The 23305-nt window shown below is 41.4% G+C and carries 18 protein-coding genes and 1 pseudogene; 10 read left to right on the top strand and 9 right to left on the bottom strand.

Annotation, left to right across the window (positions count from 1 at the left end):
• Positions 1-11 precede the first annotated feature (11 nt).
• On the top strand, positions 12-857 hold the full coding sequence (gene tauD, locus FPL17_RS08545; RefSeq protein WP_159884495.1) for a taurine dioxygenase: 846 nt from the start codon (positions 12-14) through the stop codon (positions 855-857).
• Between the two features lie 309 nt (positions 858-1166).
• Here the strand turns inward: tauD and FPL17_RS08540 are convergent, their stop codons facing one another.
• Entirely contained in the window at positions 1167-2267 is a 1101-nt protein-coding gene (locus FPL17_RS08540) for an AraC family transcriptional regulator (protein WP_159884493.1), read from the bottom strand.
• A gap of 62 nt (positions 2268-2329) precedes the next feature.
• On the opposite strand from FPL17_RS08540, the gene FPL17_RS08535 reads away from it, so the two are divergent.
• The 3 genes from FPL17_RS08535 (at position 2330) to FPL17_RS08525 (ending at position 6813) form a co-directional block, all read left to right on the top strand.
• Positions 2330-4078, top strand: coding sequence for a neutral/alkaline non-lysosomal ceramidase N-terminal domain-containing protein (locus tag FPL17_RS08535; protein WP_159884491.1), 1749 nt, complete (start codon positions 2330-2332; stop codon positions 4076-4078).
• The gene (locus tag FPL17_RS08530; protein ID WP_159884489.1) at positions 4075-5361 is read left to right on the top strand and encodes a D-arabinono-1,4-lactone oxidase; all 1287 of its coding nucleotides are present in this window, start codon (positions 4075-4077) and stop codon (positions 5359-5361) included. Before FPL17_RS08535 ends, FPL17_RS08530 begins: the two co-directional genes overlap by 4 nt.
• Positions 5362-5649: 288 nt before the next feature.
• Positions 5650-6813, top strand: a complete 1164-nt coding sequence (locus FPL17_RS08525; RefSeq protein ID WP_159884487.1) for an alanine racemase — start codon at positions 5650-5652, stop codon at positions 6811-6813.
• Between the two features lie 53 nt (positions 6814-6866).
• Here FPL17_RS08525 and FPL17_RS08520 read toward each other — a convergent pair whose 3' ends face one another.
• The 3 genes from FPL17_RS08520 to FPL17_RS08510 all read right to left on the bottom strand — a co-directional run bounded on the left by FPL17_RS08520 (position 6867) and on the right by FPL17_RS08510 (position 9324).
• Positions 6867-7235 (bottom strand): hypothetical protein, encoded by a 369-nt coding sequence (locus tag FPL17_RS08520; protein ID WP_159884485.1) that lies wholly within the window; start codon positions 7233-7235, stop codon positions 6867-6869.
• A 145-nt stretch (positions 7236-7380) separates the two neighbouring features.
• Complete coding sequence (locus tag FPL17_RS08515; RefSeq protein WP_159884483.1) at positions 7381-8622, bottom strand: OmpP1/FadL family transporter; 1242 nt, start codon at positions 8620-8622, stop codon at positions 7381-7383.
• Positions 8623-8883: 261 nt separating this feature from the next.
• A complete protein-coding gene (locus FPL17_RS08510; protein WP_004805552.1) occupies positions 8884-9324 on the bottom strand; it encodes a universal stress protein in 441 nt (146 codons plus the stop codon).
• Positions 9325-9573: 249 nt separating this feature from the next.
• Between FPL17_RS08510 and FPL17_RS08505 the strand changes: the two genes are divergently transcribed.
• Positions 9574-9864 (top strand): hypothetical protein, encoded by a 291-nt coding sequence (locus FPL17_RS08505; RefSeq protein ID WP_159884482.1) that lies wholly within the window; start codon positions 9574-9576, stop codon positions 9862-9864.
• Positions 9865-9971: 107 nt separating this feature from the next.
• Positions 9972-10463 carry a DUF2505 family protein gene (locus FPL17_RS08500; protein WP_005190300.1) on the top strand — a complete coding sequence of 164 codons (492 nt, stop codon included), beginning with the start codon at positions 9972-9974 and terminating at the stop codon, positions 10461-10463.
• A gap of 45 nt (positions 10464-10508) precedes the next feature.
• Here the strand turns inward: FPL17_RS08500 and FPL17_RS08495 are convergent, their stop codons facing one another.
• Complete coding sequence (locus tag FPL17_RS08495) at positions 10509-10712, bottom strand: amino acid transport protein (protein ID WP_159884480.1); 204 nt, start codon at positions 10710-10712, stop codon at positions 10509-10511.
• 132 nt (positions 10713-10844) lie between these two features.
• Here FPL17_RS08495 and def point away from each other — a divergent pair, with 132 nt between their 5' ends.
• The 3 genes from def (at position 10845) to FPL17_RS08480 (ending at position 13210) form a co-directional block, all read left to right on the top strand.
• Positions 10845-11327 (top strand): peptide deformylase, encoded by a 483-nt coding sequence (gene def / locus FPL17_RS08490; RefSeq protein WP_004805557.1) that lies wholly within the window; start codon positions 10845-10847, stop codon positions 11325-11327.
• Positions 11328-11443: 116 nt separating this feature from the next.
• On the top strand, positions 11444-12721 hold the full coding sequence (locus tag FPL17_RS08485; protein WP_159884478.1) for a glutaminase: 1278 nt from the start codon (positions 11444-11446) through the stop codon (positions 12719-12721).
• Between the two features lie 108 nt (positions 12722-12829).
• Complete coding sequence (locus FPL17_RS08480; RefSeq protein WP_159884476.1) at positions 12830-13210, top strand: endonuclease domain-containing protein; 381 nt, start codon at positions 12830-12832, stop codon at positions 13208-13210.
• 95 nt (positions 13211-13305) lie between these two features.
• Here the strand turns inward: FPL17_RS08480 and FPL17_RS08475 are convergent, their stop codons facing one another.
• Both FPL17_RS08475 and metH read right to left on the bottom strand, forming a co-directional pair.
• The gene (locus tag FPL17_RS08475) at positions 13306-14136 is read right to left on the bottom strand and encodes a TIGR02391 family protein (RefSeq protein ID WP_159884474.1); all 831 of its coding nucleotides are present in this window, start codon (positions 14134-14136) and stop codon (positions 13306-13308) included.
• Between the two features lie 171 nt (positions 14137-14307).
• Positions 14308-17994, bottom strand: coding sequence for a methionine synthase (metH, locus tag FPL17_RS08470; protein WP_159884472.1), 3687 nt, complete (start codon positions 17992-17994; stop codon positions 14308-14310).
• Positions 17995-18432: 438 nt separating this feature from the next.
• Between metH and FPL17_RS08465 the strand changes: the two genes are divergently transcribed.
• The gene (locus tag FPL17_RS08465) at positions 18433-20064 is read left to right on the top strand and encodes an inorganic phosphate transporter (protein ID WP_005190284.1); all 1632 of its coding nucleotides are present in this window, start codon (positions 18433-18435) and stop codon (positions 20062-20064) included.
• A 472-nt stretch (positions 20065-20536) separates the two neighbouring features.
• On the opposite strand, the pseudogene FPL17_RS08460 reads toward FPL17_RS08465, so the two are convergent.
• Positions 20537-21522: pseudogene (locus tag FPL17_RS08460) on the bottom strand (Tim44 domain-containing protein).
• Between the two features lie 95 nt (positions 21523-21617).
• Entirely contained in the window at positions 21618-23009 is a 1392-nt protein-coding gene (radA, locus tag FPL17_RS08455; RefSeq protein ID WP_159884470.1) for a DNA repair protein RadA, read from the bottom strand.
• Between the last annotated feature and the right edge of the window lie 296 nt (positions 23010-23305).

The following is a 23305-nucleotide window of genomic DNA, read 5'->3' as shown; positions in this document are numbered from 1 at the left end:
AGTAGTAGAAGATGACCTTAAATATTGAAGTTATTAAACCAACGATTGGTGCCATTATTCACGATGTTGATTTAAACACGGCTGATGAAAATACGACGCAACAAATTCAACAGGCTTTGCTGGATCATCATGTGATTTTCTTCCGCAATCAGCAGCTTGCACCTCAGGCACAAGCGGAGTTGGCGCGTGGTTTTGGTTCTTTGCACATCCATCCGATCTATCCATCTATTGATAATGTGCCTGAAATCATTGTATTGGATAGCTGGAAACAAGACTTACGTGACAATGAGCTTTGGCACACCGATGTGACTTTCAGTCAGAAACCGCCATTGGGTTGTGTATTACAAGCCATCAAGATTCCACCTGTCGGTGGTGATACACTTTGGTCGAGTGGCGCAGCTGCATTTGCTGCATTGGATCAAGGTTTGCAGCAAAAGTTAAAAGGCTTAACCGCAACGCATGATATTCGTCAGTCTTTCCCGATTGAACGTTTTGCGCATAATGATGTTGAGCGTAAAAAACTGGAAGAAACCTTTAAGCGTAATCCACCGGTTGTTCATCCTGTGGTGAGAACGCATCCGGTAACGGGTCAGCCAATTTTGTTTGTGAGTGAAGGATTCACCACACGTATCAATGAGCTGGATGAGACTGAAAGTGCTGAATTGCTACAGTATTTATTTGCGCATGCCACCAATGAGCAGTTCCATTTGCGTTGGCAGTGGCAGGTGGGTGATGTAGCGATTTGGGATAATCGTTGTACACAGCATAAGGCTTTATTTGATTATGGTGATGCGCATCGGATCATGCATCGTGCCACGATTAATGGTGATGTACCGTTTTATCAAGCAGCAAGTTAAGACTTTATTTAGATTGGAAAGCTTAGGTAAAATCCTGAGCTTTTTATTTTATAGTTCGATCGTCTTTGTGGAGTCTTACAGAGATCTCATCTTATTCTTGGACAAGCTTTCGTTTTCTCTCTTACTTTTCAGGGATGAAAAGTAACAATCCTTTGTTTGGCTGATGATACTTCCTTGTATCACAGCCAAACTGGCGGCATCCATGCCGCCGAGCGCGGTAGTGAATATTTGCGAGAATTTAAAATTACAAGAAAAGGCATTTCCGGTTCTCTTTTATCTGCGCTTGGAAATTTCTAGACCGTTTGATTCTTAGGCATTAAGTAAAATGATCTCTTGTTTATAAACCGAAGGTGCTTGCCCGGTCCAACGTTTAAAGGCGCGTCGGAATTCACGTAATTCGCTAAAACCTAGTTGCAGGCTAATCTCACTCATGGATAGGTTTTGTCCCAGTAATTGCTTGGCTTTACGTTCCAGTACATTTTGCCGAATTTGTTGAAAACTCAGACCTTCCAATAATAATTGCCGTCTTAAATGGCGTTCGCTGATACGTAAATGTTCCGCAGCTTGTTGCATCTCAAATCGTTCAGGTAAATGTTGTTCAATCAAATGATCGAGTAAATGCACATAGCCGACTTGATTGAGTTGGTCAATTTCTTTTAAGGCCTGTTCACAGATCTGGATGGCAGTAGCGTAGTTGGCAGGACTGTAATTTTTTAAGCTGCGCTGCAACAGGCTAGTGCTAAAACGCATGATATTCCTGTCACGATTAAACTGGATCGGGCAGCCAAAGAGTTCGTTATATTGTTGTTGATATTCGCGTGGTAAATAGCTGAGCTCAAGACTGATCACATCATCATGATCGCCCAACATCGCATTTAAACAGGTGATGATGCTGCTAAATAATTCATCATAGAAAAAGGCTTTCAGTTCATTGCAGGGATAGGGTTCAGTGACTTCCAATTCACAAAGATCAGCGTGGATAGAAAAGTCGATATTCAAGACACTGCCAGAAATCCGATGATAGCGCAGCGCAATGTCTAAAGCATCTGCAACCGTTTTACAGGATTGCATGGCAAAACCCAAAATCCCCATAGAGATCAGACCTTCGCTACTGCCAAGCTTTAAGCCTAGGTTAGGTTGTTGATAGGTGGCCATGGCTTGACCAACCACATCACAGAGTTGGCTAAAACGAACCACAGCTTGGGTTTGCTGTATTTGTGCAATGTCTAAACCTGAATTCTGAAACCATGCAGCATAATCCCACTGTTGCTGCTCTGCATAATGGATCAGGCTGGCCAGAATAGTGGGTGGAATAAATTGCTGTTGATCATTTTTATCGCTGCTACGTATAGGCATAAGTCCGTTTTGCCCCCCAAAGAAAAGTGTCTTTAACCCTGTTGGGTATCGCATAATTTTGATTAACTTTCAACATGCTTTAACACAGTTAGAAAAAGAATTGAAAGGAAATCGTGATGTATCAGGTGGGTTGGGACAAGCAGCAAATCAAAATCACACCGAAAGGCTATGCCATGTTTGGTTATGGGCAATGGTCACATCGGGCCTATGAACAGCGCACAGCTTTATTTGCACGTAGCGTGAGTATTGTCGATCAACAACATAACCGACTCCTGATCTGTTGTTTGGACGTAGGTTGTATTACCCATGCCATACGCAGCCAAACAGTAGTGCGACTCACACAAATCCTTGATTCACAATTTAATGAAAATCAATTAGTCCTCATGGCAACCCATACTCACTCAGGACCTGGCGGTTGTGGCTATGAAGCTTTATACAATATGCCAACGCCTGGTTTTGTACCTGAACATTTAACTGCCATTGTTGAGGCGATTGTACTGAGTATTCAAAATGCGATTGCATCTGAACAAGACACCGAGATTTTTATCAGTACACAGCATTTTCCAGAACAGACACCTGTCGCATGGAATCGTTCAATCAAAGCCTATAATCGTAATCCAGAGGTTCTGCCACGTACCGAAGCTGAAACGCATTTAGCCTTGAACCGAGAAATGCAGTTGATCGGTTTCTATCGTGAGCAACAACTAAAGTCCTTTATTTCCTTATTTGGGGTACATGCAACATGTTTGGGAAATTCTTTAAACGCCTATGATGGCGATAATAAAGGCTATGCAGCCGCATTCTCTGAGCAGACTTTAATTGAGCAAGGGATTCAAAATCCAGTCACGATTTTTGCTCAAGCAACCGCAGGGGACGTATCACCGCATTTTCATGGCAAAGATCAGCTTAAGATTCGCAATAAGATTAAAGGCGAGCAGGAATATCAATACGCGCAACAAAATGGACGTTACCAAAGTGAATTGGCTTTCACGGCTTTACAGTCAAATATTCCTAAAAATTTACATAAAGTCGAAGGCAAGATCGATGCTGTTTTGTCCTATGTAGACTTGAGTAATATTGAAATTCCAGATGAGTTTGCAGAGGGTCAAAAGCATGCCAAGACCAGCCAGCCTTGTCATGGCACCGCATTTTTTGCAGGCACACCTGTCGATGGTTTAGGTGCACCTAAACCTTTAATTATGGGGATGCAATTTTTAGCCGATCAATTTCGTAAACAAAAAACCAAGCACCCAAAAGCAGCTGATTTTGCACACTATCAACAGTTATATGCCTCTCAAGGGCCGAAACAGATATTAGTGGAAGCTGGTGCCAAAAAGATTTTAGGACAGCCGATTGGTTTTCTACCGAGTATTCTTGATCCGTTGATTGCAGAAATGAACCGACAAGTGAAAGCGGGGGCGATTAAGCACAGTCCTTTAGTCCCAAGTGTAGTTCCCTTACAAATTGTGCGATTAGGTCAATTGGCTTTGATTTGCTGTCCAGGAGAGTTTACCACCATCGCCGGACGACGAGTGGTTGACACCGTTAAACAGACACTTGCCGTACATGCTTCAATTGAAAGAGTTTGGTTGGCATCGTATTGCAATGATTATATGGGTTATGTCACAACCTATGAAGAATATCAAGCGCAATCCTATGAAGGTGGACATACCTTATTCGGGCAATGGACGCTGGCAGCTTGTCAGAGCAAATTTAAAGATCTAACAGAACAATTGTTATTAGAAAAAAATAAACGTCATTACGATGAAATGACACGACCACAACCGATTCCAACACAGGAACTCGCAAAACGCAGCAACCATGGCAATGTAAAAACTGCCGTTAGCCAAGGAGAGGCAGTATGAGTGATTTAACACAAGGCATCTGGACGAACTGGTCAGGCTTCCAAAAATCTATGCCGCAACAGGTTTTACAACCAGCCAATGTGCAAGAATTACAGTCCATTGTTAAAGCGCAACAAAAAATACGGGTAGTCGGTGCAGGACATTCATTTACGCCGTTAGTCTGTACTGATGCCACCTTATTGTCTTTGGATCATATTGCAGGCATTGCATCGACAGATCTTGAACGATGTCAGAGCAGTATTTATGCGGGTACACGTTTATATGATTTAGATCAACATCTGCAACAGCAATCTATCAATCAGGCTTTAATGAATCAGGGTGATATTGATCAGCAAAGTCTTGCAGGGGCAGTCTCTACAGGCACACATGGGACAGGAGCTGATTTACATTGTATTTCGGCCTATGTTGACGCTTTTGAGTTGTTGACGGCTTCTGGTGAAATTCTAAAATGTAGTCGCGCAGAGAATCCTGAAATCTTTGCCGCAGGGCGGGTTGCTTTGGGTAGCTTGGGTATCTTGACCCAGATCACCATGCAGAACCGTCCTCGCTATAAACTCAAAGAACATATCGAACTTTGTCCTGTAGAAGACATGATGCAGCGTATTCAGCAATGGAAGCATCAGCATCGACATATCGAGTGCTTTGTGTTTTCCTATGAAAAGCAGTTGATGCTGAAAACCTTGGATGAAACCGATGAAGCGGTTTCGCCGCGTAAGGAAAATTTTCCATCTGATGATACTTTATTGACCTTATGCTCTGAGTTGACCAAAAACTTTCCGTCACTAAATCCTTATTTACAGAAGCTGTTAGGTATCTTTGTCAAACCGACCACCTATGTTGATTGGTCGAGCAAGATATTTCCAACGCCGCGTAATACCAAGTTCAATGAAATGGAGTATCAGATTCCTGTTGATCGTGGAATTGAGTGTTTGGATGAAGTGTTGCATGCCTTAAGAAAGTATAAAGTTGCCACCTTTTTTCCGCTCGAATTTCGCTTTGTGAAGGGGGATGATATCTGGCTCAGTCCTTTTTATCAGCAGGACTCGATTTCGATTTCAGTGCATCAATATCATAAGCAAGATCCGAAGTTGATTTTTGATGTGGTTGAGCCGATTTTGCAGAAATATCAGGGACGTCCACATTGGGGGAAAATGCATCATATGACCAGCACACAGCTTCGGGCTTTATATCCAAAGTGGGATGATTTTATGGCGTTGCGTCAGCAGTTGGACCCAAAAGCCAAGTTTTTAAATCCCTATCTGGAAAAGCTGTTTTTAGGTTAAATAGAATTTTTTATGAGTTGAAAGTACTTAACGGAGTCTTGCCGAGTTTTTATCCATTTTAGGATAAGCCACTTCGTCTTGCGCTTCACTAAAGCTTTAGTCGCTTTGGCTTGCTCAGGCTCGCCTTACTTTGGTTTCGGCCTGAGAATCGTTTGAAGCTTGGTAAGATGTATTTAAACGCTTGCCTTTGCTAAAGCTTTAGTCACTTTGGCTTGCTCAGGTTGTAGATGACACTCCCTCGTATAAGATGGTTTTTTAGGATCACGATTAAATAAAAAAGGTATAGCCATGTTGGATCATTATTTTAAACAACTCAATCTCGACCTAAAAAAACAGGGGATTGCGACTCCGCAACTGATCATCGATGAGGCAGCGTTAAAGCAGAATATCCAGCATGTTCAGATTCGTCTTGCTCATGCCAAACATTTAAAAGCACGCTTAGTGGCCAAGTCATTAGCAAGCCTGGACCTACTTAAGTTGTTATCTGAACAACTTAATACGCAACGCTTTATGGTATTTCATCAACCACATATTGTTTTGATCCTAGAAAATTTTGCCGAAGCGGATATTCTGTTGGGTAAGCCTATGCCTGCCCAAGCAGTACGTCATTTTTTTGATCAGCATGCGGAGTGGTCGAATGCCAAAATTCAGTGGCTGATTGATACCAAGCAACGCTTACAGCAATATCTCGAGATTGCCCAGCTCTATTCTCTATGTTTGGATGTGAATATTGAAATTGATGTAGGCTTACATCGTGGTGGGGTACAGTCGACACAGCAACTGACCGAAATTTTAAAGCTGATTCAGCAGTATCCGCAGTATTTAAAACTTTCTGGTTTGATGGGCTATGATGCGCATGTCACCAAAATTCCAGCCATCATTAAAAAACCTGAACTGGCTTATCAAAGTTCGCAGCAGACTTATGCTCATTATCAACAACTGATTCAAAAACAGTTCCCAACGCTGTGGCATGATGAGCTTTGTTTTAATGGTGGCGGCAGCCCAACCTTTAGCTTTCATACCACTGAAAGTGTCTGCAACGATTTGTCTTTTGGTTCAATGCTCTTAAAACCAAGTGATTTTGACAGTGATTTTTTAAGAGCCTTACAACCTGCGTTATGGATTGCTGCGCCTGTATTAAAAATATTGCCATTTACTCAACTGCCATCTATGTCCTTATTGGATAAATTGCCACATAAATGTAAGGCCCTATTTATTTATGGTGGCTATTGGTTGGCTGATTATGTCTATCCTCATCAAGCACATACTCATGCATTGTACGGGCGTAGCAGTAATCAGGAGTTGGTCAATGTACCGAAGGATTGTGATATTCAAGTCGATGATTTTGTATTTTTAAGGCCAACGCAGAGTGAAGCGATTATTCCTCAGTTTTCCAAATTAAAACTCTATCGCGCATATGCTTTTGAGACATGGCAAACATTTAGTGAATAATGGTATTGCGATTAGCAATATTCGAGCTAAAAGCTTGCCGTGTATAGCGAGCCTTAAAATAAATCGGCCAAATGACAGCTTTTCGCTTCAGTCAGATTTTCAATGGAATCAACCAATAGAATGTTGATATCTTTTTCGCTTTTATACGCTGCGATTACTTCTGCATAAATTGGCTGTTTTAGTTTTGTGGCTTTGGAGAGAAAACCAGATACGGCCTTTTGCTTAGACCAATCCGCATCTTTCAACACATATTCATTCTGTGCAATATCGCATCGAGTTAGAATGGCTTTATTATCCTGAATAGTTAAGGTGCCAATAAAAATATCCATGCTTTCTTTGGGATCAGGCGAATTGGCAAAAGCGGTAAAAGGAAAAACGAAGCTAGATATAAATATTGAAAGGACAAGAGCGATTTTTTTCATTGGATTTTTCCTAGAGATGACATTCATTATTAAAATAATGCTTTGAGATTCTAATCTAATCCGTTGATTGAAAGCCAGAAAATAGCCAAGTAGGAGCAAGACCAAAGGTAGATCTGTTCCTACTTAGCATAATGAGTTTTTGTGACTAAAAACGATAGCCCATTTTCAAACCATAAGCGATCGCGCTGTTATCTTTAAAATCGGCTTGTTCAGCAATAGGTTTAATCCCTGGCACAGGAATGTAATAGGTACCGTCTTCGGCAACCACATCACCTAGCCAGAAGTATTTAACTCCAGCGGCAATGAAGTAGTTCGGGGCAGGATTAAACTGAGCACCTAGACCAATACCCCAAGACCCTTTGGTTGGATTTAATGTGGATGCAGGGTCTCCTGTCCCAGAGTCCCAACTGACTTCAGTCGATGCACTCCATTTCTCAGTGAACTGATGCCCAAGTCCGACATTGACCGTCCACTGATCCTTTTGGTAGCTGTCTAAATCAAAACCACCTGTATATGCACCATCACTGATTACGCCAGTGAGATACTCCGTCACTGCGCCAAATTGAGTCGGTCGAATATGAAAATCTTTCCAGTTGACCCAACGTAGATTGGTATAGAGCAGTGTGTCTTTATACACACCTGTTTGAAAATCTACATTCACCGATTGTGGTGTCGAAATTTTGGTTTTACTTGGCGTAGTTGCTTCCAAAGGCTGACCGAACTGGGTCTCAGTCACTTGCATATCGTGGTCGATCTTGGAGCGATAGGTCACTGCGGCTTTCAAGGCAATATCTGGCATTTGATAACTCAGACCTGCCAGCCAACCGACTGCATGATCCTGTTTAAATTTGGCATCATAGCCATTAAAAGCTTCACTGTATGAATTACCACGCAGCGCAACATCACCTTTGACCGATTGATAGACAGCACCGCCATAAAGTTGAAAATTACTAAAAGGGCTGACACCCAAAATCATGCTAATACTTTCAGTATCGACATTGACCGATGTGCCTTGCTGGGTAAATTCATTGTCCGAAAAGGTATTATTCGATTGCATCGGATAGCGAATATCAGCACCAAAAGGCTGGTCATAGAGCAGACCAAAGCTGATTCGATCAGTCAGTTGAAGTTTGAGCGCGGCACTATAATATTGAAAGCTATTGCCCATATTGCCTGAGTTAAGATTCTGTGGATCATTGACCAGTCCAGGATGATTACGGATTTTCCCCGAAATGTCAGCATCAACGGCTGTGGCATTGACTTCAACATAGTTACCATTTTCCAGAAAAGGGAGAATGGATTGTCCTGATTGGTCCAGTGCTGCCGCGTGGTTCAATGTACTGATACATATCCCACATAGGCCAATCACCATTGGATTGAGTTTCATATTGATCATCCTTGTAAAACCGTGTCTTATTCTTAAACGTGCTATTTTTATTGACGGTCATTTTTTCTGGCGATAGTCAGCTGATTCAACTCACTATTTTGACTTGAAAATAAATGCCCAACTGCTAGTGAAGCATCTTTTTAAATCGCAGAACAGGGTTGTAAATGATCAATATGGGGGGCGAAGCGGTCAGATCGAGGTATTCTAGAAAATAAAAAACCTTGTATCGAGACACAAGGTTTTTTCAATTAAAGTAAACTGTTATTGCTTCACAATCAGCACTGGAATATGTGATTCTGTTAAAACGGCACGCGCTACGCTACCCAGCAATAAACGTTTGACGCCTGTGCGGCCATGTGAGCCCATTACAATCAGATCAGCACCGACTTCATCGGCAACAAAGATAATGCCTTCACTGGCTACGCCATGATGAATTTTGGTTGTCACCTGAATACCATCACGTACAAAAGATTGGGCAATATCTTGAAGCTGTGTTTTGGCATGTGCTTCGGCCTGCATAAAATGATCAGTAATCGCAGGGGCAACTTGATAAAAATCCACGCCAACAAATGGATCAACTGCAACCACACTGAGAATGGTGACTTTTGCCCCTGATAATTTTGCTAGAGAAAGCGCATGTTCGACTGCAGCATAAGAGATTGGAGAGTCATCAACAGGTACTAAAATATTTTGATAAGACATGTTTACTCCTTATAGTTTATCGTTGTAAAAAATATAAAGCATAATAAGTTGATAACATATTGAGATGGGTCTAGCAAATCAGTAGCAGCACAAAATATATGATAAAGCTGAAAATAATGTAGAAAAACAGCACATTCCTTAGCAAAATAGAGCTATAAGAAAATCACTGTATTTTTGTAATTCAGCTTAAGATTAACTTTAGATCGAAGCACAAAAATTGAGCTGCATTTAAATGAATAAGGAATATTTGTGTTACTGAGCTTAGAGGCGTTTAAACAACAAAAATTTGATCAGATGGCGGCTAAAATTATGGCTGATCCTGAGCATTATCTGACTTTTGATTCGGTTTCAGACTTTTATAAAGCGGCTTGGTTAGATGAGTTTCCGCAAGGGACGATGTGGTCAGCCACAGGTTTGGATGATGGTGCAGAGCAATTTTATGCGGTGATTGAATATGGGGATCATTATCTCTATATCAGCCGTATGGAACGGGTCACGGTCAAATTAGGCATACGGCATCATTACAATAAAAATAACTAATCCGAGCAGTCATCCATTTTTGTCTGATCAGATTTAGAGATACAAATGAGAATGCTATACTTTTGCGCAATGATGAAATCCTAATAAAACGAAATGGACATTTAAAAATGGCACATCAATTTACGGTTAATGAAACAATTCATGGTGTTTCAATTGAGGACTTTTCAAGACTGGTCGCGGATACCTCATTGCATGAAGCAGTGTGTAAGCGTATTCCGGGTGAAAATTTGGAAATTATCGAATCAAATATTCAGGGTGATATTTATACCTTACGCCGTGAATATAATCTGGATGTTAATATTCCAGAGGTAGCGAAAAAATTATTAAAAAATGCGTTCCGTTTAAAACGTGCGGATATTACCCATTTGAAAAACTTAACCTCAACAGTTGAACTGGGCGCAAACCTGCCTTTGGAAGCGAAGGGTGAACGTAGTGTCACTGGTGACAGCGAAAAAGTGAATATCTCTTTAACGTGGACAGTGAAAGTTAAAGTGCCATTGATTGGCGGTATGTTAGAGAAACATGCGGAAGGTGAAATTCGTAAATTCAGCAATCTTGAAATCGAGATCGTTGCAGATGAATTAAAGAAACACCTATAATTTTTCGCAGAAAAGAAAGCTCTCCATTTGGGGAGTTTTTTGTTTTTAGAAGCGCAGGAAATAGGGAATAATCGAAAGCGCCACGCCAATGATACTGATCATGGCTGTGCTATCAATAAAATAGGTAAAGAGCATCAAGACTAAACCACAGACCAAAGGCACGGTCATTTTCTGCTTTTTGCCATACATAAAATAGCCTAAGCCAATTGAGCTAAAGATGACACCTAAAAACAGTTGAGTTGCATTCATGTGCTTTGCCATGCGTTATTTTTTTCGCGAATATATTATGACAAGATTCTTAAATGAAAATTATGGTAACGCGATAAAATATCCAATACGATAATATTCACTATTTGGTCAAAATAACGATAAGGGCGTGGGATGAGTGTAATTCTACCTGTAGCACAACGTGGTGAAGAAGTTTTAAAAATTAAAGCGGCAGCTGTCGCAAACGGGGAATTTAATAGTGAGTGGTTATTGCAATTGGCATCTGCCATGCATGCGACCATGTTGGAGCGTAATGGTGTTGGGATTGCTGCACCACAAGTTTATATTTCTAAACGCTTAATTATTGTGGCATCTCGTCCGAATCCGCGTTATCCCGATGCACCTGAAATGGATGCGGTAGTGATGGTCAATCCTGAGATTTTGGCATTTTCCCAAGAGTCTTGTTTAGGTGAAGAAGGCTGTTTAAGTGTGCCTGATGAGCGTGGGCAGGTCGAACGGGCGCAAGCAATCAAAGTACGTTACTACACCTTACAAGGTGAAGTGATTGAAACTGCTTTTGAGGGTTTTCCTGCACGGATTGTTCAGCATGAGGTGGACCATTTGGATGGGATATTATTTGTAGAACGTTTGAGTTAGTTGTGTATGTAAGCTCATAAAGTCATTACAAAAGCTATAATTTTAATATGATCGGTACTCTGTACTATAAGCGCTTATCTAAATTAAAACTTGAAACATTTAAAGGCTAGATGACCATGAAAACTCCACTTCCTGATTATTTGGCGCATGTGATTGATGCCTGTGATATCGATAACAGTGGGCATCTCGCTGATTATATTCCTGAGTTAGCCAACGCCAATCCCAACCGATTAGCGCTGGCATTGTCTACTGTTGATGGTGAAATTTATTCCGTTGGCGATGATGAAATTGAATTCACCATTCAGTCGATGTCTAAACCGTTTACTTATGCCTATGTGCTGCAACAGCTTGGCATTGATGCGGTATTAGAGAAAGTTGGGGTTGAACCTTCGGGTGAAGCCTTTAATGAAATTTCATTGGGTAAAGATCGCCGTCCTAAAAATCCGATGATTAACTCAGGTGCCATCACTACGCATTCATTGATTCCTGTCAAAGAAGACTTATCAGGTGTAGAGATTTTACGTCGATTTATGAGTGAGTTGGCTGGACGTGAACTGCAATTTGATGATGCAGTATATGAATCTGAGGTAAAAACGGCCTATCGGAACCTCTCGATTGGTTATATGTTGCGTACGGTTGGGATTTTGGAGTCTGATCCTGTCGATATTGTGAATGGTTATATTCGTCAATGTGCGATCTTGGTGACGGTTAAAGATCTGGTACGGATGGGCAGTGTTTTTGCCAATGGCGGGGTTGATCCTAAAACGGGTAAACGCTTATTGAATCGTGCGGTGGTACGTCAAGTTTTGAGTGTGATGATGAGCTGTGGTATGTATGATGCCGCGGGGGATTGGCTCACAACGGTTGGTATTCCTGCCAAAAGTGGCGTCGCAGGTGGAATCTTAGGTGTATTACCAGGACAGGTCAGTATTGCGGCTTTTTCTCCTCGACTTGATGAACATGGCAATAGTGTACGTGGCATTGATATTTTGGAACGACTCTCCCGTGATATGGGCTTGCATTTGATGGAAGGCACACCTTCCGCACAAACTATTGTGCAGAGCCATTATCGAACTGGAAAAGATGCTTCTTTGAGTGTGTATGTACTTCGCGGTGTATTGAAATTCACTGAAGCGGAAATGTTGTTACGGACTTTGCAATGTGAGCCAGTAGATAAAAGTTCTATTGTGATTGATTTAACCCAGATTTCATTGATTCATGATGTCGGAAAACGGATGTTTTTAGAGGGGATTGATCGCTTAATTGATGACGGGCATAGTTTGCTATTGGTTGATCCTGAGCAGCGTTTGGATCATGCGCGAACGCATAAAGATCGAGTATTGCATGTTTATCAGAATCTTGAGGATTTGATTGAGAAGTATAAAGAGCTGTAGGAGTAGAGAGCCTATATTTAATGGTATAGGCGCTAAATCGAGTTTATATTTTGTGCTAGAGATGCTTGAATCAGGTTAAGTATTTGTCTGTTTTAAAAGTAGGTATTAATGAAGCCCTATAATAAAAATTTAAAGCAAGCCTCCCGAAATTTAAGAAGTAATATGACAGATGCTGAGCAGCTGCTATGGCAAAGAATAAGACGTAAACAGGTTTTAGGATTACAGTTTTATCGACAAAAGCCTATTCTAAACTTTATTGTGGATTTCTATTGTCCAGCAGTGAATTTGGTCATTGAATGTGATGGTGGGCAACATTATACCGAAACAGGGTTGGAAGCTGATCAAAATCGTGATCATGCTTTAAGTGAATTAGGACTGATCACTTTAAGATTTAGTAATCATCAGATTTTGACTGAGATTGATGCTGTGGTAGAGCGGATTTATTATGTGGTTCGGCAAAGGTTAGAATCCCCCTCTTACGAGACGTAGTTTCTCACCTTTTTCAAAGAGGGACTTTACCGCGAATTGAATGTAGATATTGGATCCACGATACTCCCTCCTTTTTAAAGGAGGGTTGGGGAGGATTAAAAATTTCCTTCGTATTTTTTTTTAGCTTCTACTGCTTTATCTAGTTTTCGATGAATAAGAGAAATCATTGATAAAATATCAAGTGCATCTTGTTCATTGATCTCCCATGTTATTTTAGGAGCATGCGCTGTAGTGTTTCTAAAAGTTCCAAAAACCCCTTTTAACAAATTCATGAATCCTTTTTGCTCGCTTTCATGACTTGCAGTTGTTAGGTTGTTTAATGCTAAATAAGGAATTTTACCTTTATATGAAAAAGCATGATCTACTAATTCTGAACCGTCAGTAGTTAAGTCAGTTTTTATTCTAATTTTTTCTGCAATACTTTTAGTTGCTTCAAATACAGCATGGAAATAATTATCAACTAATAATTCAGCCTTACAAAAAATAAGAACATCATTGTGAATTTTTCTATCAATTAGAGTTTTCCTTAATTGAAGAGCTCGTTCTTCTGCCTCAGATAGTGTTTTTGTAGCTTTTATTTGTTTTATGAATCCTGTTTCCTCTAACTCTAAGCCTTCAAATGAGAGTATAAGATTTAGTTTTTTACGTATTTCTTTAAACCATTGTTGATCATCAAAGTGTCTTGATGGTTTCATTACATGTTGAATAAAGTTAATAATATTATTTGAGCATTTATCCTGATTTTGTTTAAGTTCAAGGGCATCATACAGTTTCTTTCGTTTAGTAGAATTAAGCTGGGGGTCATGAATATCACATTCAGATAAATATTTAGATATTTGATTGCCTGTTAATCCATTCTCAGTATCACCTAAAATTTTACAGATAGATTCTAAGCTTGCTAACTCAAATTTTTTAATTATTGCCATTTGATCATTTTCTAAAAATATTTATTTTATAAATTATATATTTTTTATTTAAATATCAATTTAATCCCTCCCAACCTCCCTTTTCAAAGGGAGGAGCTGTCACGTAATTCATTTGATACGCAAAAGATCCCCTCTTTTTAAAGAGGGGTTAGGGGAGATTAGAAGTCAAACTTAAGCAATCGAATCATCTAAATTTGGTGCTAACCAACGCTTCGCTTCATCCAGTGTCCAGCCTTTACGTTTCGCATAATCCTCAAGCTGATCTTGAGAAATCTTACCTACATTAAAGTATTCACTTTCAGGGTGCGAATAATAGAAACCACTGACAGAAGAAGGCGGCATCATCGCAAAGTGTTCAGTCAATTTGGTACCGATCTTCGCTTCCGAACCTAACCAATCAAATAACACCGCTTTTTCAGAATGCTCTGGGCAAGCAGGGTATCCTGGTGCAGGACGAATACCGACATACTTCTCTTTGATCAATTCTTCATTGCCTAAAGTCTCATCGGCTTTATAGCCCCAGAACTCTTTACGGATACGCTCATGCAAATGCTCAGCAAAGGCTTCGGCAAAACGATCTGCTAACGACTGAACCAAGATTGCTGAATAATCATCACCTTTGGCTTTATATTCATTTGCCAATTCTTCCGCACCAAAGATTGATACAGTGAAACCACCGAGATAATCGGTATTGTCTTTAGAAGTACTAATAAAGTCCGCTAAAGATAAATTTGGTTTGCCTGTGACTTTGTCTGACTGTTGACGAATATGCTCAAAGGTATGCGTAACCTTTTGGCCAGCTTCATCAAACACACTCACTGTATCCGCACCTGTACGTTGCGCAGGGTATAAACCAAATACAGCACGGGCATCGAAACGGTTATTCTCGATAATGTCTTTCAACATCGCTTGCGCTTGGTTATACAAATCAGTGGCTGCTTCACCCACAACTTCATCTGTCAGGATTTTCGGGAATTTACCCGCCAAGCTCCATGAGATAAAGAACGGCGTCCAGTCAAAATATTCAACCAGTGTTGCCAATGGATAGTTGGTAATGACTTGCGTACCTAAGGTATTTGGAATCGGTGGCACATAGTTGTCATCCACCTTAAAACCATTTTCAATCGATTCGGCATAGCTGAGTTTGGCTGCTTTTGGTTGCTTGTTAGCTAAACGCTCACGAATCTTGGCATATTCAGCACGATGTTCAGCAATAAAATTCCCACGCATTTCTTTCGAGAGCAGGGTAGTTGCAACACCCACTGCACGCGAAGCATCGGCCACATAGATCACTGCATCATTTTGATACTGAGGATCAATCTTCACCGCAGTATGTGCTTTCGATGTGGTTGCGCCACCAATTAACAGTGGAATGTCAAAGCCTTTACGTTGCATTTCTTTGGCAACAAATACCATTTCATCCAAAGATGGAGTGATCAAACCAGACAAACCGATGATGTCACATTTCTCATCAATCGCGGTTTGTAGAATTTTTTCCGCAGGTACCATCACACCAAGGTCAACGATGTCATAACCATTACAACCTAAGACCACACCCACGATATTTTTACCAATATCGTGTACATCGCCCTTAACAGTTGCCATCAACACTTTACCTTTAGACTGGCTACCTGTTTTTTCAGCTTCGATGTACGGATTCAGCCAAGCGACAGCTTGTTTCATTACACGCGCAGATTTCACTACTTGTGGCAGGAACATTTTACCTGAGCCGAACAGGTCACCGACCACGTTCATGCCATCCATCAATGCACCTTCAATTACATCAAGTGGACGCTTGGCCTTTAAACGGGCTTCTTCGGTATCTTCATCAATATAAGTGGTGATACCTTTGACTAAGGCATATTCGAGACGTTTTTCTACAGACTCATTGCGCCATTCAAGGTTTTCAGCTTCGCGTTGTGCGCCACTATGACCACGGAACTTTTCCGCGACTTCAAGCAGTTTTTCTGTAGCGTTTTGACCTGATTCACCTTGGTTTTGATTCAGAACAACATCTTCAACCGCATCTTTTAGTTCTTTTGGAATATCGTCATAAATCGCCATTTGACCAGCGTTCACGATCCCCATGGTCATGCCTTGTTTAATGGCATGGTAAAGGAATACCGAGTGAATCGCTTCACGCACAGGCTCATTACCACGGAAGGAGAACGAAACGTTAGAAACACCACCTGAAATCATAGCATGCGGCAAGTTCTGTTTGATCCAACCTGTAGCTTCAATAAAATCGACACCATAGTTGTTGTGTTCTTCGATTCCTGTTGCCACGGCAAACACGTTCGGGTCAAAAATAATATCTTCAGCAGGGAAGCCCACTTCATTGACTAGAACATCATAAGAACGTTTACAGATTTCACGTTTACGTGCAGCGGTATCTGCCTGACCTGTTTCATCAAAGGCCATTACAATAATCGCAGCACCGTACTGACGGCATAGGCGAGCTTTTTCGACAAACTCGTCATAACCTTCTTTCAATGAAATTGAGTTAACAACAGGTTTACCTTGCACACATTTTAAACCTGCTTCAATGATTTCCCATTTTGATGAGTCAATCATGATTGGCACACGAGAGATATCCGGCTCAGAAGCAACCAGATTGAGGAAATGTACCATCGCATTTTGCGAATCGAGCATGCCTTCATCCATGTTGATGTCGATGATCTGTGCACCGGCTTCAACTTGTTGCTGAGCTACTTCCAAAGCTTCGGCAAACTTTTCTTCACGGATAAGACGCAGGAATTTTTTTGAACCCGTGACGTTGGTACGTTCACCGACGTTAACGAACAGAGAATTTTCATCAATGTTAAATGGTTCTAAACCACTTAAACGGCAGGCAGGCTTGGTTTCAGGAATTTGACGTGGCTGAATATCTTTGACTGCATTATAGATGGCGCGAATATGATCTGGTGTGGTACCACAGCAACCACCTGTGATATTGATTAAACCACTTTCAGCAAATTCTTTGATGAATGCTGCGGTTTGTTCTGGAGTTTCATCATACTCACCGAAGGCATTCGGCAAACCAGCGTTTGGATGCGCAGAGACAAAAGTATCAGCAACATCAGCAATGGTTTTTACGTGTGGACGCATCGCGTCTGCACCCAAAGCACAGTTAAAACCAATTGAAAGTAAATCACCGTGACGTACTGAGTTCCAGAACGCTTCTGCGGTCTGGCCCGTTAAGGTACGGCCTGATGCATCGGTAATGGTGCCTGAAATCATCAACGGCAGTTCATGACCGATTTGTTTGAATACTTCTTTGACTGCAAAGATCGCGGCTTTACAGTTCAAGGTATCAAACACAGTTTCGATCAAGAGGATGTCAGCACCACCTTCAATCAAGGCGTGGGCAGCTTCAATATAGTTTTCTTTGAGTTCATCAAAGGTAATATTACGGAATGCAGGGTCGTTAACATTCGGTGAAATCGAACAGGTACGTGAGGTTGGGCCAAGGACACCTGCAACAAAACGTGGTTTCTCTGGGGTTGAATATTTTTCACATGCTGCTTTTGCTAATCGTGCTGCTTCACGGTTGATCTCAGGAACAAGATCTTCCATGTGATAATCCGACATTGAAACACGAGTGCCGTTAAAGCTGTTGGTTTCAATAATGTCAGCACCTGCATCCAAGTAAGCTTCATGGATGCCTTGAATAATCTGAGGTTGGGTTAGAACCAATAAATCGTTATTGCCTTTAAGGTCTGATGCCCAATCTGCAAAACGTTCACCACGATAATCTTCTTCTTCTAGTTTATGGCGTTGAATCATGGTTCCCATTGCACCATCAATAATCAGGATGCGTTGGGCAAGAAGTGATTGTAGGGTGGTAAGCGTGGACATTCAGAAACCCCAGTCGATGATCAAGATAAAAAGCAGGGGCATTGTAACAGAAGCTACGTCAAAGCGCGTATTTTCAGCAAGCTTGAACAGTGATTCATCGGGTCACTTAGAAAATGTCATAAAATGTTCATGAAGTTGTCACAATTGAATTGAATAATGCTTAAAAAGAAAACATCCAGTTCGAAATGTGACAGTTGAATGTCATATTTCGTAGCGTTTGTTGCAAAATCAGACAAACAGTTCTATCGCTGTTTTTGGTTTTATAATGCATTGTTTTTTATTGATTAAAATAAAAAATAAGGTGGATTTATTACTGAGAAATACAAAAAAATGTGATGAAAACATGAAATTTTGGCTTTATGTGACAGTCCTTTGTCATATAATTGTCATAATTTAATTAAACAATACAGGGGATTTTATTATCCTCTAACCGTCTACATGAATTCTAATCTTCCTCCTGTTTCGGATTCACCGCTTGCCAGCTCTCAGGCAAAATCGACGAATGTACATGTACCAACACCGAAATTCTTTATGCCGGTGTTTTTGACAATTATTGTTGCAACACTGATTTATATCGGTTTTCAGCTTAGTGCTGACTTGGCACATGTACCGCCTTTAAGTTTATATTCAGTTATTCTTTTATCGACGGCACTTTTCATTGCTTTAGGCTTTGAATTTGTAAATGGTTTTCACGATACGGCAAACGCTGTAGCGACGGTTATTTATACCAATGCATTGCCTGCTCCAGCAGCAGTGATGTGGGCTGGCTTCTGTAACTTCCTTGGGGTTATGGTGGCGAGTGGTGCGGTTGCATACGGTATTATTGCATTACTCCCTGTAGAAATGATCATGAATGTCGGCAGTGGAGCTGGCTTTGCGATGGTTTTTGCATTGTTAATCGCGGCAATCCTATGGAATTTAGGAACGTGGTTCTTGGGGATTCCTGCATCAAGTTCACATACCTTAATCGGATCGATTTTGGGTGTGGGCATCATGAACCATATCTTAAATGCTTCAGCTGGTGCGACCAGTAGTGGTATTGATATGGATCAGGTGATTAAAGTAGGTAAGGCACTATTATTCTCTCCATTGATTGGTTTTGCATTTGCAGCAATCCTATTCTTGTTGGTGAAGAAAGTATTTAAACGCCAAATGGAGCTGTTTCAGCCACCAGAAGGCAATAAGCCGCCACCACCGGTGATCCGTGCAATTCTAATTTTTACTTGTACGGGTGTGAGCTTTGCGCACGGTTCAAACGATGGTCAAAAAGGCATGGGCCTGATCATGTTGATCCTAATTGGCTTGGTTCCATTGGCTTATTCATTAAATAAAAACTTGGATGCACAGCATTTACAGTCTTTTGAACAGCTTTCTTCAAAAACAGCAACTGTTTTAAACGTTAATCAAAACGAGCTGACAGATGAGAAAGCGCGTGAAGTATTAACTAAATATATCCAAACCAAAGAACAAACGGCTGAAGTTGTACCTGCGCTCGCAAGTATGACAGAGCACTTGGGTACACGTGTTGCTGGCTATGGCGATCTTAAGGCGATTCCTGAGGCTGCTGTTAGTGAAATCCGCAATGACATGTATTTAAGTACTACAACGTTTAAGCGTTTAGATAAAGCTGAAGCTTTGCCAGAAATGGATAAAGACCAAGCTAAAGTTGTGAAAGAATACCGTAGTAGCTTGGATTCATTCCTTCAATACATTCCAAACTGGGTGAAAGTTGCGGTTGCTCTTGCGCTTGGTCTAGGTACCATGGTGGGCTGGAAGCGTATTGTTGTGACTGTCGGTGAGCGTATTGGTAAGAACCACATGACTTATGGTCAGGGCATGTCTGCTGAGCTTGTAGCGATGAGTACTATTGCAGCAGCGGATGGTCTTGGTATGCCAGTATCAACTACACACGTATTAAACAGTGCGGTTGCAGGTACTATGGTTGCCAATAAGTCAGGTCTAAACTTCGCAACGGTTAGAACAATTCTGTCTGCTTGGATCTTTACTTTACCAGCAACGATTACCTTATCTGGTGGTCTATATTGGTTGTTCTTACAGTTTGTTTCATGATCCTGAATACTTAAAAGATCAGATTTAAAGGCTTTGCTTCGGCAAAGCCTTTTTTTATGTGAGTCGGTTTATATGCCGTGATGAATCGGGGCTGATTTCACGCGTAGGCTTGTTGTTTTATGTTGTAGGGGAAATGCATTGAGCTAACCTTAACGTGCAGATAGTGGTTCCTGAAAGCGTATAGGAGGGTGTGATATTCACGACAAAGGGGAAGCTGAAAGTTGTTAAAATAGTCTCAATAAAATAGCTTTATTCCCCAAATGAGGAATAGTTTTTCCATGAGCTTATCCGTTAGTATCAATAGACAGATCGTGCTAGGTTGTGTTGTTTCATTATTATAATAAGTATCAAGCGTTGTTCTATTTACACTCCGCCATTCTCCGATATAGAGAGTGGCTTTTTTTAGTGTTGCTAAAAGCTGACCCATAAAAAAAGAGCTGTCGAAACAGCTCTTTTTGTTCAATCAAAGCAGTTAAGCTTGTTGAATACCCGCAACAACCCAATCTTGTTGTGAGCCAGCAGGCTTCACAAAATGCCAGATTTCAGCAAATGGTTGAGGCAAGCTGTTTAAGTCTTCACTCACAGTACCTGTAAAGCGTACGCTTACGACGTATTGACCATTTTCAGTAGAGCTTTCCACAACCATTGCATTGAGGTTGCTAAATTCAGCAACGTCTTGGTCTTGGTTCGCCATAATGTCGCTATACATTGAGCTATAAAGCTCAGGTGTTAAATAACGACGAATTTCCTCTACATTACTCGCACTGTTTACCGATTGGATATGGTTAAAACGTTGACGCGCAATACGTAAGAATGCAGCAGGTTCAGTACCATCTGGTAATTGGTTGCCGCTACTCATAGATGCAGCACCAAATGGCGCTTGCGGAGCAGCAGTACCGCCACCTACAGACTGACCAAAGATATTGGTGTTGTCAGTTGCTGTTTGACGTGCCGTAGGCTGAGGTGGAGTTTGACGACCAAAGTTATTTTGACCACCATTGTTCGGTGCATATGGATTATTGGTTGCTAATTTTTTTTTGCGCCTAATTTGCGGAAAACAAAGAAGGCGATCGCTGCAGCAAGAAGAACCCAAAGCCAGCTAGGAATGCCACCTTTTTCTTCCTGTTGCTGCGCTTGAGCATTAGCTTGTTGCTCAGTTGCTGTTGGATTGTGTTGCTTGTCATCTGCTAATGCATTGGCAGCAACAGCACCTACTGCAGCACCAGCTACACCCGCAGCAACCATCGTACCTACGCCTGGACCAGATCTCTGTGGTGCAGTTTGTTGTTGAGGTGCTGGAGTTGCTTGACGAGATGGCTGATAAGATTGGCTAGATGAACTAGATCTGCTCATGCCGTGGCTTTTACCGCCACCTGCACGTTTTGCTTCCGCAAGCGGTGCAGCAACCAAAGTTGCCATTAAAAGAGCTGCCATCAAGCCACGCTGATGTACTTGCATCGAAAATTCCTATTTAAATTCAGTTTGTAAATGTATTTATGCAGGTATTTCGATGTAATTTCAACTAGAAAAGTATGTTTTTTTATGTCAATGCATCAGAGCAACTCATCACTCAACTGCATGGCTTCTGTCAATGCTTCATGTAAACGGGCAACCGCAATGATTTGTACGCCTTCAATGGATTTTTGCGGTGCATTACCTCTTGGTAAGATCACATATTTAAAACCATGTTTTGCTGCTTCTTTCAGGCGTTCTTGACCATTGGGTACAGGGCGAATTTCACCAGAGAGTCCAACTTCACCGAAAACCGCTAACTGTTGCGGCAAGGCTTTACCTCTCAAACTGGATGCACAAGCAAGTAAAACGGCTAGGTCAGAACCTGTTTCAGTAATTTTCAAACCACCGACCACATTCACATAGACATCTTGCCCTGAGGTCTGTACACCACCATGTCGGTGCATTACTGCAAGCAACATATTTAACCGGTTTTGCTCCAAGCCCAATGCGACTCGACGGGGTTGTCCATGTGCATCATCAACCAGTGCCTGTACTTCGACCAGTAGGGGGCGAGTTCCTTCGCGACTAATCATCACAATAGAACCCGGAATGGCTTCATCATAGCGACTCAAGAAAATCGCTGATGGATTGGCAACCTCGCGTAGACCTTTATCGGTCATCGCAAATACTCCGAGTTCATTTACTGCACCAAAACGGTTCTTTACCGCACGTATCATGCGATAACGAGAGTCGGATTGTCCTTCAAAGTAAAGTACACAATCGACCATATGTTCTAAAACACGAGGACCTGCCAGCGCACCTTCTTTGGTAACATGACCCACAAGGAATAAAGCAGTGCCGCTATTTTTGGCAAACCGAGTCAGCAGGGCAGCAGATTCACGGATTTGTGAGACACCGCCAGGTGCTGATTGCAGTGTTTCAGTATATAAGGTTTGAATTGAGTCCAAAATTGCAACAGCAGGACGTTCTTGGGCGAGCACTTCGCAAATACGCTCGACACAGGTTTCTGCCATGACTTTAAGTGAATCTGTGGGAAGATCTAAACGTTGAGCCCGTAAGGCAACCTGTGAAAGTGACTCCTCACCCGTCACATAAAGTGCTGAGCTTTTTTTACTGGCCATGTGCGTTGCAGTTTGTAGCAGGATAGTCGATTTACCAATACCAGGATCACCACCAATCAGTACTACAGAGCCTGTCACCAAGCCGCCACCCAAGACACGATCAAACTCACTAATCCCCGTGTGCAGACGGGTTTCATTTGAGACCGAGATTTGATTGAGTGTGGTGATATTTGCGACTTGACCTGCATAACCGCCACCCATTTTAGGTTGACCACGATGGGTCACCACTGGTTCGACACGGACTTCTAGTAAACTATTCCATTCGCCGCATTCAGAACATTGCCCAGCCCATTTGGGATGATCTGCTCCACATTGTTCACATCTGTAAACGGATTTGATTTTTGCCATAAGATAAAATTGAAAACTTTCTTAAAATTAGATAAAAAAGAGTCAGGACGAAAATTTCTAACAACGCTGATCGTTCTTTATAAGGATAAAACAAGAAGACAGTACGGTTTCGTCACTGGTTGGTTAAAGGGAAGTGCTCAGGAAAATAACATGATATACAACTTATAGACAGTGTGTTTTTAGCATTCATTTTTTTGTTCAATTCACTTTTTCCATGGATGGTGTTGGTGTGTTCACTTATTTATTGTCATAAGATTTTGATCGAATGGCATAGATATTGCTCATGCTCAGACGAA

The organism is Acinetobacter dispersus (genome assembly GCF_009884975.1).
Lineage (GTDB): Bacteria > Pseudomonadota > Gammaproteobacteria > Pseudomonadales > Moraxellaceae > Acinetobacter > Acinetobacter dispersus.
Note: the sequence above shows the minus strand (reverse complement) of the source record. Positions and strands in the feature narration are given on the sequence as shown.